We start from the raw sequence: 16,850 nt of genomic DNA on the forward strand, positions 1-16,850 counted from the left end.
GCAAAGAGGTGGGTTACGCCTTCGGCTAACCCACCCTACGGCACCTTTAGTTCCTTGCGATGATCTCACGCTCTTCGCGGTGAACCGGCAGCTCGCGTGTTATGGCGGTGCGCCGGCGCATCAGGAATTTCGGACGGCGGGCTTGGATCGCGTTGGCGCGACGGCGGCGCGGTGCGGGCTTGCGGGCGCCCTCGTCGAGCTGCGGAAGCGCGAAGATCTCGCTCCAGACCGCCCAGGCTGCGGTGAGCTCGTCCCCGTCGGCGCCGACCAGCAGCGGAACGGAGAGCGAGGGGTCGCGATGGACGAGGATGAGGGCCTGCGCCTCGTTGTTGCCGCGCAGCGCGACGCCAGTGAAGTCGCTGACGCGCACGTTGATGGCCATCTGCATGCCGCGGACGGCACGGCGCAACACGACGCGTTCGCGATGAAGCTCGATCTGCCTTGTGTATCCGTCGGCGCGCGGATCATGTGCATCGAAGCGGACCGGAAGGGAAAGGGGGTCGAGCCGCAAGCTGCGGCTCGACCCGGCGGGAGCGATCCCGCTTGTTGCTGTTTGACGCCTCACGGCTTTAGTTCTCCCCGCCAGGATTATGTTCCCGGTCGATGCGAGGACCTTAGCGCGCCCGGTTCGGAAACCGCTTAAAAAGGCTGGTTAACCCAGCGTCACCGCGGCTCATGATTGACAAGACCTTGGCGCGCATGATTGACGAGACGTTGCGCCGAAGTCGCGAATCTGAGCTTTTGGCGGGCTGAAAATGCTTGAAGTCCGCGCTACCAGGGCACATCTGTGGGTTCCGGTCCCGAACCCCGCCCCAACAGGATTTCGTTTGTGAACCCTTCACCAAGCTCGACGCTTTCGCCCAAAGCCAATAGTGACCTGTTCGATCAGTCCGCGCTGTCCGATCTCGCGCAGCGGCTGGTCGAGGCGGCGAGGCGCGCCGGCGCCGATGCGGCCGATGCGGTCGCAGTGCGCGGCGTCTCGCAAGGCGTCGAGGTGCGCGACGGACGTGTCGAGGAATCCGAGCGGTCCGAGGGCGACGATGTCGGCCTGCGCGTTCTGGTCGGCCAGCGCCAGGCGGTGGTCTCGACCAACGACGTCAGCGGCGATGCCGTGACCAAGCTCGCGGAACGCGCGGTCGCGATGGCGCGCGTCGCACCTAGCGACAAATATGTCGGCCTCGCCGATCCCGCGCTGCTCGCGCGCGACTTCCCCGATCTCGATCTGCTCGATCCCGATGTGCCGGCCACCGCCGAGCTCGAGCGCCGCGCGCTCGAAGCCGAGGCTGCGGCGCTCGCGGTGAAGGGCGTGACCAAGTCCGGCGGCGCCTCGGCCTCCGCCGGCATCGGCGGCATGGTGCTCGTCACCAGCACCGGCTTTCACGGCTCCTATCTGCGCTCCAGCCAGGGCATCTCGGCCACCGCGATATCGGGCGAGGGCACCGGCATGGAGCGCGACTACGATTTCACCTCGGCGCCGCACGGGGCCGACCTGCTGTCGCCGGAAATCGTCGGCCGTTCCGCCGGCGAGCGCACCGTGGCGCGCTACAATCCGCGCAAGGTCGAGACCTGCAAGGTCCCGGTCGTGTTCGATCCGCGCGTTGCGGGCTCCCTGGTAGGCCATGTCGTCGGCGCCATCAACGGCGCCTCGATCGCGCGCAAGACCAGCTTCCTGAAGGACAAGCTCGGCCAGCAGCTGTTCGCCAAGAACATCCGCATCATCGACGACCCCTTGCGCAAGCGCGGCCTGCGCTCGCAGACCTTCGATGCCGAAGGCGTCGCGGTGAAGCAGACCGCGCTGATCGACGAGGGCGTGCTCACGACCTGGCTGCTTGATTGCGCGACCGCGCGGGAGCTGGGCCTTGCCACCACCGGCCACGCCCATCGCGGCGTCTCGTCCTCGCCCTCGCCCGGGCCGTACAATCTGCATCTCGAGGCCGGCACGCCGACGCCGGCCGAGCTGATCGCCGACATCAAGCAGGGCTTCTACGTCACCGACCTGATCGGCTCCGGCGTCAACGGCGTCACCGGCGATTACAGCCGCGGCGCCTCCGGCTTCTGGATCGAGAACGGCGAGATCACCTATCCCGTCAGCGAGGTGACGATTGCGGGCCACCTGTTCGAGATCTTCAAGTCGATGCAGCCCGCCAACAATCTCGAGTTCCGCTACGGCATCAATGCGCCGACGGTGCGCATCGAGGGTTTGACGCTTGGCGGACGCTGACGCGAACTCTCTCGATGCGACGATCCTGACCCGCGACGCGGCGCTGCTGAAGGACACGGTGCGGGAAGCGGGCGCGCTCGCGCAGTCGATGTTCCGCACCGAGCTGAAGACATGGACCAAGGGCGCGTCCTCGCCGGTGTCGGAAGCCGACATCGCCGTCAACGACCTGCTCGAAGCGCGCCTGCGCGGTGCCACGCCCGACTATGGCTGGCTGTCGGAGGAGAGCGCCGACGATGCCACGCGGCTGTCGCGGCGGCTTGTCTGGGTGGTCGATCCCATCGACGGTACGCGCAACTACCTGGGCGGCCATGACGAATGGTGCGTCAGCGTGGCGCTGGTCGCGGACGCCGCGCCGGTGCTGGCCGCGGTGTTCGCACCGACCAGCGGCGAGTTCTTCTTCGCGGCCCGGGGCCAGGGCACGCTGCTCAACGACAAGCCGGTGCGGGCGACGCCCGGGTCAACGCTCGATTTCTCCCGCATGGCCGGCCCCAAGCCGATGGTCGAGCGGCTGAACAGCTCCGGCGGCGACATCAAGCTGCACCCGCGAATCGGCTCGCTCGCGCTCCGACTCTGCCGGGTCGCCCATGGCGCGCTGGATGCGGCTTTTGCGGGCGGCAACAGCCATGATTGGGACCTTGCGGCGGCCGATTTGATCGTGCAGGAAGCGGATGGTAGGATGAGCGACCTCTCCGGAGATCCCATCCTCTATAACCGCCGGGAAGTGGCGCACGGGGTGCTGGTGGCAGCGGGTCGCGATCGTCATGCGAGCATTGTCGCGCATTTTCGAAATCGTCCCTTGCCCTGAGCGCTTTCGCTGTGCTTGTCGAACACTGCTTTGCCGGGCAGCCCGTTAGGAACAGAACCCATGCCAGATAGTGCCCCGCAACAACTGCTCCATCTCGTCATCGGAGGCGAACTGCTCGATCTCGAGCACAACACCTTCAAGAACCTCGACGACGTCGAGATCGTCGGCCTCTATCCGAACTATGCGTCCGCTCACGTCGCCTGGCGCGCCAAGGCGCAGAGCACGGTCGACAACGCGCAGATGCGCTACTTCATCGTCCATCTCCACCGGCTGCTCGACCCGAATCAAGAAACGAAGGCGCGTTGAAAAGGCTGCTTCGCAATACGCTGCGGAGCAGCTTCGTTCAGCGTGCCGTCGGGGTCCTGGCGGCCGAATATCTGCGTCTGGTCTGGCGGACCAACAAATTCACGTTCGATCCGCCCGACGTCTATGACATCGTCGAGCCGCAGATCCCGGCGATCTTCGCCTTCTGGCACGGCCAGCATTTCCTCACCCCGTTCATCAAGAACAAGGACTGGTACAAGGCCAGGGTCCTGATCTCGCGGCATCGCGACGGCGAGTTCAACGCGATCGCCGCCGAGCGGCTCGGCATCGGCACCATCCGCGGTTCCGGCGACCATGGCGGCGCCTTCCACCGCAAGGGCGGCGTCGGCGCCTTCAAGGAAATGGTGCGGACGCTTCAGGACGGTTGTAATGTCGCCCTGACCGCCGATGTCCCCAAGCGCTCGCGCGTGGCCGGGCTCGGCATCATCATGCTGGCACGGGAATCGGGGCGGCCGATCATGCCTTTTGCGATGGCGACCAGCCGCTTCATCCGGCTCAAGAACTGGGACCGCACCACCATCAATTTGCCATTCGGGCGGGGCGCATTGGTCGGCATCAAGGAAATCTACGTTCCGCCGGACGCCGACGCCGCCATGATGGAAGCGCTGCGGCTGGAACTGGAGGAGACGTTGAACGAGGCGACCCGGCGCGCCTATGCGCAGCTCGGCCGCCCGGGGCCGGAAGATGCCTGACACGCTCCCGATGACGCTGCGGATGTATCAACGCCTGGCCTCCGGCCTCGTGCCGCTCGCGCCTGCGCTGATCAAGCGGCGGCTGAAGCAGGGCAAGGAAGATCCCGCGCGCGTCGGCGAGCGGCGCGGCCTGTCCCGGGACGTGCGGCCGCATGGTCCGCTGGTCTGGATCCACGGCGCCAGCGTCGGCGAGGTGCTGGCCGCGGCGGCACTGATCGAGCGCCTGCGCGATCTCAACTTGCGCATCCTGCTCACGTCGGGCACCGTCACTTCGGCCGCGGTGGCGGCCAAGCGTTTTCCGCCCGACGTCATCCACCAATACGTGCCGTATGATTCCCCGCGCTATGTCGCGCGCTTCCTCGACCACTGGAAGCCGTCGCTGGCGCTGTTCATCGAATCCGACCTGTGGCCGAACCTGATCCTGGCGGGCGCAACGCGACGGGTACCGATGGTGCTGATCAACGGGCGGATGTCGCCGCGCTCCTTCCCGCGCTGGCAGCGCATGTACGGCACCATCTCGGCGCTGCTGTCGCGCTTCGACATCTGTCTCGCGCAGTCCAAGACCGATGCCGAACGCTTCTCCGCGCTCGGCGGCCGCGACGTCCTCACCACGGGCAATCTCAAGCTCGACGTGCCGGCGCCGCCGGCCGATCCCGCCAAGCTCGAACGGCTGATGGCGATGACGCGCGGGCGGCCGATCATCGTCGCGGCCTCGACCCATCCGGGCGAGGACGAGATGCTGGTGGCGGCGCATCGCAGCCTCGTCGGCTTCTTCCCGCAGCTCCTGACGGTGATCGTGCCGCGCCATCCGGATCGCGGCTCCTCGATTGCGGGCCTGATCACCGCGTCGGGCCTGAAGCCGGCGCTGCGCTCGCGCGAGGAGCTGCCGACGGCGACCACCGATGTCTATGTCGCCGACACCATGGGCGAGCTCGGCCTGTTCTACCGCCTCTCGCCGATCGTGTTCATGGGCGGGTCGCTGATCCGCCATGGCGGCCAGAATCCGATCGAGGCGATCAAGCTCGGTGCTGCCATCGTCCACGGTCCGCACGTCTTCAACTTCGCCGACGTCTACGAAGCGCTCGATGCGAGCGGCGGCGCGCGCCAGGCCGACACGCAGGAGCTTCTGGTCAAGCAGCTCGGCCAACTCCTGGCCGATCCCGCCGCGCGCGACAAGCTGCAGCACGCAGGCGCAGGCGTGGTCGAGCAGCTCGGCGGCGCGCTGGAGCGCACCATGACCGCGCTCGAGCCGTATCTGCTGCAATTGCGGATCGAGATGGGAGCCGCCAATGCGTGAGCCGGCCTTCTGGTACCGGCCGCGTTCCCCACAGTCCCAAATCCTCCGTCCCCTGGGCGCGATCTATGGCGCGATCACGGCGCGCCGCATGGCGCTCGAGGGTTTCGACGCCGGCATCCCCGTGATCTGCGTCGGCAACTATCATGTCGGCGGTGCCGGCAAGACGCCGACCGTGCTGGCGCTGACGAAGCTCCTGCGCGAGCTAGGCGAGACGCCGGTGGTGCTCAGCCGCGGCTATGGCGGGCGCCTGAAGGGTCCTGTCGTGGTCGATCGCGCGCGTCACATCGCAGCCGACATCGGCGACGAGCCGCTGATGATGGCGCGCGACGTTGCGGTCGTCGTCGCGCGCGACCGCCTCGACGGTGTGGCCCTTGCAAAGTCACAAGGCGCGACCGTGATCCTGATGGACGACGGCTTCCAGAACCCGCGTCTGCTGAAGGATACCTCGTTGATCGTGATCGACGGCGAGCGCGGCATCGGCAACGGCAACGTGTTTCCCGCCGGTCCCCTGCGCGCGCCGCTGAAGGCCCAGATCGCGCGCACCGACGCGCTGGTGCTGATCGGCGACGGCCGTGCCGCCAACGATGTCGCCGCCGAGCTTGCCAAGCGCAACAAGCCCGAGCTGCGCGCGCGCCTGAAGCCGGATGCTGCCTCGGTCGCGCAGCTGCTCGGCAAGCGGGTTTTCGCCTTCGCCGGCATCGGCGATCCCGGGCGCTTCTTCCGCACCCTGCGCGCCTGCGGCGTCGAGGTCGTGCGCACGCGTTCCTTCGCCGATCATCACGTGTTCTCGCCCGAGGAGATCGCCGCGCTCGCGGCGGACGCCCGGCGCGAACAGCTCACGCTGGTGACGACGGAAAAGGACATCGCGCGCCTGCGCAGCCACGAAGGTGTGCCCGACGGCATCGTGCCGTTCGCGGTTCAGCTCGAATTCGATGACCCGGCAAAGCTGCGGCAGTTGATCAGCGACCATCTCTACAAGGCGCGCGAGCGGCGGTTCGGCAGGCGATGATTTTGCAGGGCGGGCAAAGCTGCTCCGCCGTAGCCCAGCACCGCGCGCCATTGACCGGGCGACATGTCGCGGCCGATGAAGTCTCGTCCGCACATTCGGGAGTTGATGTAGCCTTGCATGAGAGCCGTCACCGGGACGTGCCGAACTCCCGGCAATCATCGGCGGCGCCCAGGTAACGGCCTGCGATCGCGGCTCGGCAATCAGTCATGCTCACCACGCTCCAACGGCCATCAATCCGATAATGGTCAGGCACGAGACGCAGGCCACCATGACAGTATAGCATTCGGGTGTATTCATTGCTTGCTCCCAAACTGCTGCCAATTGCTTGGCCACTGCTACGCGGGAGAGATCGCCGGTCCTGGGGCCGATTCAATTCGGCACGCCGCGACCGGTCTTGCGTTGTGCGTCCGTCCTCTCATCGTCACCCTGATCCGCAGGATGATAATGCGCTTCGAGAGCTTCGGCGCGTTCAGCTGCGATCAGAAGCTGTTTCCGCATTTCAGCGAGGCGGGCGCGGCAATATTCACGATAGAGCAAGTCCAGTATGGTGGGCATGATCACCCCCATCGTTTGGCTTCCGATTTACAGACATTCCACCGCAAATTTTCGAGGTGATCGTAACCCGCCGGATGGCTCTTCGATATGAGCCCGTTCACAGACTGCGCCAATTCCAAAGCTCGATGGCCGTTTGGTTGACTTGATTGTCTGCGCGATAAAAAGAGCAGGGCCAGTTACCTAACATGCAGCATAGCAGCCCTCTGTTTCACCAAGACTTCGTCAAACAACTTAAGGGCGCCGACCCGCAACAAAGAATCCAACCACAGCGCGAAATGACTCACCAGGGAGTGCAAGCACCATGCGATGCAACGCGGATCGGTCGGAGGAGATCATTTTGGAGACGCGCAATTGAGACGCCGACACATCCATTCCCATGCCTCGCGATAGGCGGTATTGTTCGTGCTTCCCGGCTCGACGAAATCGCTCCACTTTTCTCGGATCACCTTGCGATGGAGTCCGGGAGGTGCCGCTTCAGGACGACAAGGAATGGCTTTCCAGCGTGACGACATCATTCACGCGACATTCATCGCAAAACGCCTATCGGTCTGGGACCGATCAGGAGAATTCGATGAAACTGCCGTCCGCGACCGTCGCCGCCAGCCTTGTGTGTCTGATTGTTGCGCCGGTGTTTGCACAAACGCCGCCGCCCGCCGCTTCGACCGGCACGGTGCCGGTTCCCGCGACCAAGCGCGTGACATGCCTCGGCTCGACGCAAAACCTGAAGGGGCAGGACAAGCGCGACCAGCTGCAGCTCTGCATGGCACAGGCGCGGGTCGATTGCCTGAAGCAGGCGATCGATCAGAAGGTCGTCGGCGAGCCCAGGAAGACCTTCATCAAGACCTGCGTGGGCGGCGATGCCACCGAGCAGCAATAGAAGCGCAGGCGCGGCCTCACGGCTGCGGCTTCGGCGCGCCGGGGAAGTGCCGCTGCAGCACCGCGGCCGGCGTGGCATAGGCTTCTTGAAGGTCCACGCTCCAGTATTTCAATTCGTCGAGCGGGATCCGCGTGTCGGTGATCGCGCAGCGCACATAGGTCCCCGGCGAGATCACGCGGAAATCGCCGTCGAGATACTGCACCTGCGCTTCGCCATTGCCGGAAGAGCCGAACTTGTTCAGCACACGAAAGTCTCCGTGGAAGGCCTCTCCGTAAAAAAAACCTGGAGGGCACGATGTGTTGGACGGGATGTAGCATAGATAGGGCGGCCTGTCCGCCCGGTAAACCCACCGGTTTGTGATGTTTTGTCGCCGTTTTCGCATGATAGTGCTTCGGGCGAAGGATCGTCCCGGCGCCAGCGGCCGGCACCTGATACGGCAGAGTCCGATGCGCCTTCGACTGACCGCCCTGTTCCTGATGCTGCTGATGTCGGCCGCGCGCGCCGCGCCTGCGCCGCAGCAGGTCGAGATTCCGCTGTCGTCCGGCGTCCTGCATGCGCAGCTCTACAAGCCCGAGGGCGCGGGGCCGTTTCCGACCGTGATCGCGCTGCATGGCTGCGGCGGCCTTGGCGGCCATGGTGATCCCGTATTGCCGCGCTATCGCGACTGGGCGGAGCGGTTGCTCAAGGCGGGTAACGCGGTGTTGCTGCCCGACAGCTACGGCTCGCGCGAGCTTGGGCCGCAATGCCGCGTCAAGGAGACGCACGTCAAGGCGCGGCGCGAGCGTGTCGCCGACGTCGCGGCCGCGCGCGCCTGGCTGATGAAGCAGGCCTGGGTCGCGCGCGACCGCGTCAGCCTCATCGGCTGGGCCAACGGCGCGAGCACGCTGCTGTGGGCGGTGCGCCCGCAAAATGCGACGCGCGACGCAGGCCCGGATTTCCGCGCGGCGATCGCGTTCTATCCGGATTGCCGGATTTCTGCCGGCCTCGGCTGGAGCACGCGGGTGCCGACGCTGGTCTTGATCGGCGCCAATGATGACGTGTCGTCGCCGCCGGCCTGCCGCCAGATGGTCGAGGGTGCGCATGGCCGCAGCGCGCTCGCGCGCATCGTGGTCTATCCCGGCGCCTATCACGATTTCGACCACGCCAACACGCCGCTGCACGCAGCTAGCGGCAGCAGCGACGCCGCCGTGCCCGAGCACGGCCATCTCGGCACCGATGCGGTCGCACGCGCGGAGTCGCAGAAGGAAGTCGCGGAGTGGCTGGCGCGGTGATGAAGATCCAGTAGCCCGGATGAGCGAAGCGATATCCGGGAAGACTGTTCCCGCATATCGCTGCGCTCATGCGGGCTACGAGGCGACGGATTCCCAAGCGGGGCCGCCCGAGGAACAGTTTGATGCGGACAGCCCCGCATCGACCACCGCCCTGCACGGATAATGGCCGACCGTGAATCTACGGATCGCACACGGCGGCGGTTTCAGCATGTGGCGGTGCCATCATTCGACCACGATGTCGGTTAAACGCATCCCACATGCGCAACCGCATCATCCTCTTTTCCTCCGCACTGATCGTCTTCACCGTCGCGATCTTCCTGTTCGAAGCCCACGCCGGCGCGCCAATGCTCGCGCCGGAACATTGCGGCTTCTGGACCACGATCGACGCGGGATTGTCCTGTCGGTAACGTTTAGCTGCTTCCACGCCGTCATTGCGAGCGTAGCGAAGCAATCCAGAGTCCCTCCGCGGAAAGATTCTGGATTGCTTCGCTGCGCTCGCAATGACGAGGTTGGAGCTGCACGTGCACGCTACACTCTCGCTGTCATCGCCCGGCTTGACCGTGCGATCCAGTACTCCGAGACGTCCGTGGTTTACTGAGAAGCCGCGGCGTACTGGATTCCCCGCCTGCGCGGGGAATGACACTGAGGGCGGAGCAGCGTCGCCGCCAACTCAGAACAAAGTGCCCTGATCCACCGGCTTGCCGACGCGCTTTGGCGCGGGTTTTGTCTCCTGCGCGGCCGGCTTCGGCTGCTGTGCGCGCTTTGCGGGAGGCGCCGGGCGATCTGCGTCCGTTGTCGCGCCGACGCGTCCGTCCGCGAACTCGATCTCGACGCGCGCGCCGGGACCGATGCTGTCTGCCGAATGCAGGGGATGGCCGGCCTCGTCCCGCACCAGCGCGAAGCCGCGGGCGAGCACGCCGCGGTATGACAACGCGGAGAGCAGCTTGCCGCTGTTCTCGACGCGGGCATCGAGCCGCTGCAGCAACGTGACGAGAGCGCGTTGCGCGCGCTCGGAAAGACGCTGCGTTCGCTCGCGCTGGCGGGCAATCGCGTTGCGCTGTGCCTGCGCGTTGGCGAGCTTCGAGGCGCGCAGGCGAACCTCCAGCCCGGCAAAGCGGTCGCGCCGCTGCCGCAACAGCGACCGCGCAGAGAGACCGAGCCGCTCGCCGCACACGGTGAGCCGGTGATCGGCCTGCGATATCTGCCCATGCAGCACGCGCAGCGTCAGCTTGGCGCCGGCGGCTGTGAACCTGCGAAAATGCGCATGCGTGTTGGCTTTCAAGCCGCGGGGCAGGGCGGAGCCTGCCGAATCCAGCCGTTGCCGCGGGATCGCCAGAAGATCGCCGGCCGCGGGCAGTGCGCGCGCAGCAGCACGCAGCTCGTTGCGGCGGCTTTCGTGGGCACGCTGCCAATAGGCGCGGGTGCGGCGGGCGAGATCGGCGACCTCGACAAACAGATCGCTGCGCACCGGCACCGCCATCTCGGCGGCGGCCGTCGGCGTCGGTGCGCGCTTGTCGGCGACGAAATCGATCAGCGTGATGTCGGTCTCGTGCCCCACCGCGGAGATCAGCGGGATCATGCTCTCGGCTGCTGCCCGCACCACGATCTCCTCGTTGAAGGACCAGAGATCCTCCAGCGAGCCGCCGCCGCGCGCGACGATCAGCACGTCGGGCCGCGGGATCCTGCCGCCCTCCGGCAGCGCGTTGAAGCCGCGGATCGCAGCCGCGACCTGCTCGGCCGAACCTTCGCCCTGCACCTTGACCGGCCACACCAGCACATGGCGGGGGAAGCGGTCCTCCAGCCGGTGCAGGATGTCGCGGATGACAGCGCCTGTCGGCGAGGTCACGACACCGATCACCTCCGGCAGCCACGGCAGGAGCTGCTTGCGCGCTTCGTCGAACAGGCCCTCGGCGGCAAGCTTCTTCTTGCGCTCCTCCATCAGCGCCATCAGCGCGCCGATGCCGGCCGGCTCCAGCGCCTCGATCACGATCTGGTACTTCGAGGAGCCCGGATAGGTCGTGAGCTTGCCGGTGGCGATGACCTCGAGCCCCTCCTGGGGCTTGAAGCGCATGCGGCCGTGCACGCCCTTCCAGATCACCGCCTCGATCTTGGCGCTCTCGTCCTTGAGCGCGAAATAGCAGTGGCCGGAGGAGTGGGCGCCGCGAAAGCCCGAGATCTCGCCACGGACCCGGACATGGCCAAAGGCATCCTCCACCGTCCGCTTCAGGGACTGCGAGAGCTCGGAGACGGTGAATTCTGGGGCGTTGAGCAGGGGTTCCGCGGGCGGCATCGGCAAACGATTCGGCATTTTGGGGTCGGGCCCGACGTTAAGGATTTTCGCCTGAGAGCGCCAATCCGGGGATTGACCGGGAGAGTACTCTGCAATATAGAGTTCTCTATTGATTGATGTGTTCCAGGGAGTTGAGCGATGGCGATCCGGCTGCTGCGCGGCGTTTTGCACGGACTGAAATGGGCCCTGTGTGTGGTCGGCGCTGTGGCGCTGATCGTGGCCGCAATGATCGCAACGCCGCTGGAGCGGCCGCCCGAGATGAAATCGGTCTCGGAGTCCGTGAAGCTCGTCGACTTCTCGACCATGCCGCCGCTCGAGCGCTTCCAGGCCCGCGACGGCACCTGGATCGGCTATCGCCACTACACGCCGAATGGCCCCGCGACGGGCCACGGTGCGATCTTCATCCATGGCTCGTCCGGCTCCAGCGGCACCGTCAATCATGCGTTGACCCATGCGATCGCCTCGCGCGGGGTAGAGACCTGGGCGCTCGACATCCGCGGCCACGGCGGCTCCGGCACGCGCGGCGACATCGGCTATGTCGGCCAGCTCGAGGACGACCTCGTCGATTTCGTCGCCCAAGTCCGTAAGACCGCGCCGGACCTGCCGCTCACCCTGATCGGCCATTCCGCCGGCGCCGGCTTCTCGCTGCGCGTCGCCGCGACCCCGATCATGCAGGACATGTTCGTGCGAACCGTGCTGCTCGCGCCCTATCTCGGCCATGACGCACCGACCAACAGGCCGCACGCCGGCGGCTGGGCCATCGTCGATGTCCCGCGCTTGCTGGGCCTGACTGCGCTGCGCAAGCTCGGCATCGACTGCTGTTCGCAGCTTCCGGTGCTCGCCCTGGCCGTGCCGGCGACTTCGGCGAAGTACCTCGTCTCCACCTATTCCGATCGCCTGATGCGCAATTTCGCGACGCGCGGCTATCGCGTCGACCTTCCGGCGACGACGCGTCCGATCACGATCTTCGGCGGCGCCGACGACGAGATGATGATCTCGGACAAATATGCGGAGACGGTGCAGGCGATCAAACCGTCGGTCGACGTCAAACTGATTGACGGCATCAACCACATGGGCATCGTCACCCACCCGAAGGCGATCTCGGTGATCGCCGAGGACGTGGCAACGCGCGGAGCAGGGCAGTCATGATGCGCCCCGTTGACGGCAAGGCAATCGCAGATGGGAGCGGTTTCCCCGTGGCCATCCTTCGAGACGCCCGCCTGCGGCGGGCCCTCAGGATGAGGGCGGAGTTTGCGGCAGCCGCTTCAACGGGTCCTGGTGCAGCTGAGCCTCATCCTGAGGAGACCGCTGGAAGCGGTCGTCTCGAAGGACGAGGCGCGCGCTCAGGTGTCACCGAGCGTCATACGAGATAGCCCAGGGACAGAAAGGGACGACATGATCGACAGCAAGGAGGCGTCCGCGGCGCTGGCCGATATCGACGATATCGTCCAGCGGTTGAAGCAGTCGCAGCTCTACGAGCTCGCGAGCCTCGCGGCTGTCTGGTGGGGCGTCCTGGTGTTTGCCGCCAATCTCGTGACCTGGCTCTGGCCGGTCTATGCCGTCTACGCCTGGGTTGCCTCGGACTTTCTGGGCGTCGGCGGTCTGGTTGCGATCCGCCTGCTCAATCCGCCGCATCAGCCCCATGGCGCGGCCTTCAATATCAGGCTGGTCCTCGTGTTCGCCTTGTTCTTCGCGTTCGGCTACCTCGTGACATCAGTCATCGGTCATTTCGGTCCGCGCCAGTTGGGCACGTTTTGGCCGATCTATTTCATGCTGTTCTACACGCTGGCGGGCCTCTGGTTTGGTTACGCGTTCGTAGCGATCGGTCTCGGCATCTCCGCGCTGACGCTGATCGGCTTCTTCTTCATCGGCGAGGCGTTTCCGCTCTGGATGGCCTTCGTCAATGGCGGCGGGCTCATCCTCGGCGGCCTCTGGATGCGGCGGATCTAGCGCGATGGCCGAGCTCGACGACATCATCCACCAGCCGCTGCGGCTCAAGATCATGGCGGCGCTGAACGCACTGCCCGTGTCCGCTGGCCTCGAATTCGCGCGGCTGAAAAAGCTGACCGGCGCCACCGACGGCAATCTCGGCGCGCATATCGAGACCCTGGCCAAGGCGGGCTATGTGTCCGTGGAGAAGGCGTTCGTCGGCAAGAAGCCGCAGACGACGGTCACCGCCACCGCGACCGGCCGCGGCGCGTTTGCGCGGCATGTGGCGACGTTGCAGGAGATTATTGCGGGGAGGCAGGGCTAGCTCTCCCGTCATTCCGGGTCGGAGCGCCAGCGACGGGCCCGGAATCCATTTCACTACCAACGCCGCGGGCCAATGGATTCCGGGCTCGCGCTACGCGCGCCCCGGAATGACGGGGAATTGGAACGGCGCCCCCCTTGAGCCCCACCCCGATTCGTGCGACCTCCGCCCCCAGCAAACCCCTCATTTCGAGCCTTCGATGCACATTCTCCTGCTCGGTTCTGGCGGCCGTGAACATGCCCTGGCGTGGAAGATCGCAGCCTCTCCCCTCGTGACCAAATTCTGGTGCGCGCCCGGCAATGCCGGCATCGCGCGCGAGGCGGAGTGCGTGGCGCTCGACGTTGCCGACCATGTGGCCGTGATCGACTTCTGCAAGACCAACGCGGTCGAGCTGGTGGTGGTCGGCCCGGAGACGCCGCTGGCGGCCGGCATCGTCGATGACCTCACTGCCGCCGGCATCAAGGCGTTCGGGCCGAGCGGGGCGGCCGCCCAGCTCGAAAGCTCCAAGGGCTTCACCAAGGCGCTCTGCACCGAATTCGGCATTCCGACCGGCGCCTACAAGCGCTTCACCAACGCCGATGACGCGCGTGCCTATGTCCAGAGCCAGGGCGCGCCGATCGTGGTGAAGGCCGACGGTCTTGCCGCCGGCAAGGGCGTCGTCGTCGCCAAGACCGTGCGCGAGGCCGAGGACGCCATCGCCATGATGTTCGAGGGCGCCTTTGGCGAAGCCGGCGCCGAAGTCGTGATCGAGGAATTCCTGCCGGGCCGCGAGATCAGCTTCTTCGCGCTGTGCGACGGCGAGACCGCCATTCCGCTGGCCTCCGCGCAGGACCACAAGCGTGTGTTCGACCACGACGTCGGCCCGAACACCGGCGGCATGGGCGCCTATTCGCCGACGCCGCTGGTGACGCCCGCGATCCACGACGCGATCATGGCCAGGATCATTTTGCCGACGGTGGCCGGCATGAAGCAGCGCGGCACGCCGTTCCGCGGCATCCTCTATGCCGGGATCATGCTGACCACGCAGGGCCCAAAACTGTTCGAGTTCAACGTCCGCTTCGGCGATCCCGAGTGCCAGGTCCTGATGCTGCGCATGATGTCGGACATCGTGCCGGCGTTCATTGCCGCCTGCGACGGGGAGTTGAAGCATTTCGATCTGCGCTGGTATCCGGAATCCGCGCTCACGGTGGTGATGGCGGCGAAGGGCTATCCCGGCGACTATCAGAAAGGCACGCGCATCGAGGGGCTGGAGGAGGCCGCCAAGGTCGACACCGTCGAGATATTCCACGCCGGCACGGTCGCAAAGGACGGCGCGATCCTCGCCAATGGCGGCCGCGTGCTCAACGTCTGCGCGTTAGGGGCGACCGTGACGGAGGCGCAAGGCCGCGCCTATCAGGCCGTGGACCGCATCAACTGGCCGGAAGGCTTCTGCCGCCGCGACATCGGCTGGCAGGCGGTGGAAGCCGAGAAGGCCAGGGGCTGACAGGCTTTTTTCCGCTGCACGCGCAGGGAACCTTGCGCCATCGCTCCGCCACATCGACATTTCAAAAATGCGTAGTCGGCTGTTGGGCTTAGCGCCCTTCGCCGAGGACGCGTGCTACTGTGCATGGGGTTGTTTTCGACATTTTTGTTGGGAGCCGCTCCGCGACTGACCAGACAAGGATGCAGAAAGATGTCCGATCTCGCCGATCTTTATCCCGGCTTCGCCTCCGAGTGGATCAACACCTCCCTCGGCCGTATCTTTGCCCGCGTCGGCGGCAAGGGACCGCCGCTCTTGCTCCTGCACGGCTTCTCCGAGACGCATGTGATGTGGCACCGCGTGGCGCCGCAGCTTGCCGACAAGTTCACGCTGATCATCGCCGACCTGCCGGGCTATGGCTGGTCCGACATGCCCGAGAGCGACGCGCTGCACATGCCCTACAGCAAGCGCGCGATGGCCAAGGCCATGGTGGAGGCGATGGAGCGCCTCGGCCACGTGCACTTCGCGCTGGCCGGCCACGACCGCGGCGGCCGCGTCTCCTACCGCCTCGCGCTCGACCATCCCGGGCGGCTGTCGCGCCTTGCCGTGCTCGATATCCTGCCGACCTATAATTACTGGGAGCGGATGAACCGCGCCTACGCGCTGAAGATCTATCACTGGACCTTCCTGGCGCAGCCGGCACCGCTGCCGGAGACGCTGATCTCGAGCAATGGCGAGTTCTTCCTGCGCTTCAAGATGGCGAGCCAGACCAAATCGAAGACGCTCGACGCCATCGACGAGGGTGCACTGGAGCACTACATCGCCCCGTTTCGCGATCCCGCCCGCGTGCACGCGATGTGCGAGGACTACCGCGCCGGCGCCTATTTCGACTACGACCTCGACAAGGCCGATTTCGAGGCCGGCAAGAAGATCACCATTCCCATGCTGGCGCTGTGGGGCAACGCCGGCGTGGCGCAAGCCGCCGCGACACCGCTGGATACGTGGAAGCAATGGGCCACGAACGTGGATGGCATGCCGGTGGATTCCGGCCACTTCCTCACCGAGGAGAACCCCGACGTCACCGCGCAGGCGTTGCGCGAGTTCTTCGCAGGCTGAACTGCGCTGTCGCGACACACACAGCTGCTTGACCGGGCGATCCAGTACTCCGCGACGGTGGTGGTCGATAGGCCGCGGCGTACTGGATGCCCCCGCCTTCGCGGGGCATGACGGCGGAATATGTGAATTTACCGCCGCTCCCGGAAGAACTCCCGCAGCAGCCGCGCTGCTTCGCTCTCGCCGACACCGGAATAGACGTCCGGCGCGTGATGGCAGGTCGGCGAGGCAAAGAACCGCACGCCTGATTCCACCGCGCCGCCCTTGGGATCGGCGGCGCCGTAATAGAGCCGCCTGACCCTTGCAAAAGAGATCGCGCCCGCACACATGGTGCAGGGCTCCAGCGTCACGTAGAGGTCGCAGTCGACCAGGCGCTCGCTGCCGATCTTTTTCGCGGCCTCGCGCAGCGCAACGATCTCGGCATGGGCGGTGGGGTCGTAGTCGGTCAGCGTCCGGTTCGCCGCGGTGGCGATGACCTCGTAATTGCGGACGACCACGCATCCGATCGGAACTTCGCCCGCCTTTCCGGCATTTTCGGCCGTTTTGAGCGCCAAATCCATGAAAGAGGGGGCTTTCAAGCCTCGTATCATCGCCAGAAACCTGCTAGTAGCTCCGCCTTCAGCAAGAGTGAATACCGGTTTTGCCTGAGCATGCGGCTCGAAACGAGCGCGCACAATGCTTTCTGG

19 protein-coding genes are annotated in these 16,850 nt (G+C 65.9%); 14 read left to right on the forward strand and 5 right to left on the reverse strand.

Annotation, left to right across the window (positions count from 1 at the left end):
* Positions 1–46 precede the first annotated feature (46 nt).
* Positions 47–565 carry a DUF6101 family protein gene (locus E4K65_RS25580; protein WP_135176490.1) on the reverse strand — a complete coding sequence of 173 codons (519 nt, stop codon included), beginning with the start codon at positions 563–565 and terminating at the stop codon, positions 47–49.
* Between the two features lie 264 nt (positions 566–829).
* Between E4K65_RS25580 and E4K65_RS25585 the strand changes: the two genes are divergently transcribed.
* Genes E4K65_RS25585 through lpxK form a run of 6 tightly spaced genes read left to right on the forward strand, consistent with a single transcriptional unit; the run spans position 830 to position 6,348 of the window.
* A complete protein-coding gene (locus E4K65_RS25585; RefSeq protein ID WP_167771129.1) occupies positions 830–2,221 on the forward strand; it encodes a TldD/PmbA family protein in 1,392 nt (463 codons plus the stop codon).
* A complete protein-coding gene (locus E4K65_RS25590) occupies positions 2,208–3,026 on the forward strand; it encodes a 3'(2'),5'-bisphosphate nucleotidase CysQ (protein ID WP_135176492.1) in 819 nt (272 codons plus the stop codon). Before E4K65_RS25585 ends, E4K65_RS25590 begins: the two co-directional genes overlap by 14 nt.
* Before the next feature lie 60 nt (positions 3,027–3,086).
* Entirely contained in the window at positions 3,087–3,332 is a 246-nt protein-coding gene (locus E4K65_RS25595; RefSeq protein ID WP_011090249.1) for a DUF4170 domain-containing protein, read from the forward strand.
* Complete coding sequence (locus E4K65_RS25600) at positions 3,329–4,042, forward strand: lysophospholipid acyltransferase family protein (protein WP_135176493.1); 714 nt, start codon at positions 3,329–3,331, stop codon at positions 4,040–4,042. The genes E4K65_RS25595 and E4K65_RS25600 overlap by 4 nt, the downstream gene beginning before the upstream one ends.
* Positions 4,005–5,339, forward strand: a complete 1,335-nt coding sequence (locus tag E4K65_RS25605) for a 3-deoxy-D-manno-octulosonic acid transferase (protein ID WP_135176494.1) — start codon at positions 4,005–4,007, stop codon at positions 5,337–5,339. Before E4K65_RS25600 ends, E4K65_RS25605 begins: the two co-directional genes overlap by 38 nt.
* Positions 5,332–6,348: a tetraacyldisaccharide 4'-kinase gene (gene lpxK / locus E4K65_RS25610; protein ID WP_135176495.1), complete on the forward strand. Its 1,017-nt coding sequence runs from the start codon at positions 5,332–5,334 to the stop codon at positions 6,346–6,348. Before E4K65_RS25605 ends, lpxK begins: the two co-directional genes overlap by 8 nt.
* 369 nt (positions 6,349–6,717) lie before the next feature.
* Here the strand turns inward: lpxK and E4K65_RS47465 are convergent, their stop codons facing one another.
* A complete protein-coding gene (locus E4K65_RS47465) occupies positions 6,718–6,915 on the reverse strand; it encodes a hypothetical protein (protein ID WP_235885729.1) in 198 nt (65 codons plus the stop codon).
* Positions 6,916–7,474: 559 nt separating this feature from the next.
* Between E4K65_RS47465 and E4K65_RS25620 the strand changes: the two genes are divergently transcribed.
* Positions 7,475–7,780, forward strand: a complete 306-nt coding sequence (locus E4K65_RS25620) for a hypothetical protein (protein WP_135176497.1) — start codon at positions 7,475–7,477, stop codon at positions 7,778–7,780.
* Between the two features lie 16 nt (positions 7,781–7,796).
* Here the strand turns inward: E4K65_RS25620 and E4K65_RS25625 are convergent, their stop codons facing one another.
* Positions 7,797–8,024: a DUF2093 domain-containing protein gene (locus tag E4K65_RS25625; RefSeq protein ID WP_011090242.1), complete on the reverse strand. Its 228-nt coding sequence runs from the start codon at positions 8,022–8,024 to the stop codon at positions 7,797–7,799.
* A 202-nt stretch (positions 8,025–8,226) separates the two neighbouring features.
* On the opposite strand from E4K65_RS25625, the gene E4K65_RS25630 reads away from it, so the two are divergent.
* Entirely contained in the window at positions 8,227–9,051 is an 825-nt protein-coding gene (locus tag E4K65_RS25630) for a dienelactone hydrolase family protein (RefSeq protein ID WP_167771131.1), read from the forward strand.
* A 257-nt stretch (positions 9,052–9,308) separates the two neighbouring features.
* Positions 9,309–9,458 (forward strand): hypothetical protein, encoded by a 150-nt coding sequence (locus tag E4K65_RS47470; RefSeq protein ID WP_167771132.1) that lies wholly within the window; start codon positions 9,309–9,311, stop codon positions 9,456–9,458.
* Between the two features lie 263 nt (positions 9,459–9,721).
* Here E4K65_RS47470 and xseA read toward each other — a convergent pair whose 3' ends face one another.
* On the reverse strand, positions 9,722–11,359 hold the full coding sequence (gene xseA / locus E4K65_RS25640; protein ID WP_135176500.1) for an exodeoxyribonuclease VII large subunit: 1,638 nt from the start codon (positions 11,357–11,359) through the stop codon (positions 9,722–9,724).
* 120 nt (positions 11,360–11,479) lie between these two features.
* Between xseA and E4K65_RS25645 the strand changes: the two genes are divergently transcribed.
* From E4K65_RS25645 to E4K65_RS25665, 5 genes are all read left to right on the forward strand, one after another.
* A complete protein-coding gene (locus E4K65_RS25645; RefSeq protein WP_167771133.1) occupies positions 11,480–12,490 on the forward strand; it encodes an alpha/beta hydrolase in 1,011 nt (336 codons plus the stop codon).
* 246 nt (positions 12,491–12,736) lie between these two features.
* Entirely contained in the window at positions 12,737–13,291 is a 555-nt protein-coding gene (locus E4K65_RS25650) for a hypothetical protein (RefSeq protein WP_167771134.1), read from the forward strand.
* 4 nt (positions 13,292–13,295) lie between these two features.
* Entirely contained in the window at positions 13,296–13,595 is a 300-nt protein-coding gene (locus E4K65_RS25655) for a winged helix-turn-helix domain-containing protein (RefSeq protein WP_135176501.1), read from the forward strand.
* Positions 13,596–13,791: 196 nt separating this feature from the next.
* Complete coding sequence (gene purD, locus E4K65_RS25660; RefSeq protein WP_135176502.1) at positions 13,792–15,075, forward strand: phosphoribosylamine--glycine ligase; 1,284 nt, start codon at positions 13,792–13,794, stop codon at positions 15,073–15,075.
* Positions 15,076–15,264: 189 nt separating this feature from the next.
* Positions 15,265–16,167, forward strand: coding sequence for an alpha/beta fold hydrolase (locus E4K65_RS25665; protein ID WP_135176503.1), 903 nt, complete (start codon positions 15,265–15,267; stop codon positions 16,165–16,167).
* Between the two features lie 128 nt (positions 16,168–16,295).
* On the opposite strand, the gene E4K65_RS25670 is transcribed toward E4K65_RS25665, so the two are convergent.
* Positions 16,296–16,754, reverse strand: coding sequence for a nucleoside deaminase (locus tag E4K65_RS25670; protein ID WP_038955606.1), 459 nt, complete (start codon positions 16,752–16,754; stop codon positions 16,296–16,298).
* Positions 16,755–16,850: the final 96 nt, after the last annotated feature.

The organism is Bradyrhizobium niftali (genome assembly GCF_004571025.1).
Lineage (GTDB): Bacteria > Pseudomonadota > Alphaproteobacteria > Rhizobiales > Xanthobacteraceae > Bradyrhizobium > Bradyrhizobium niftali.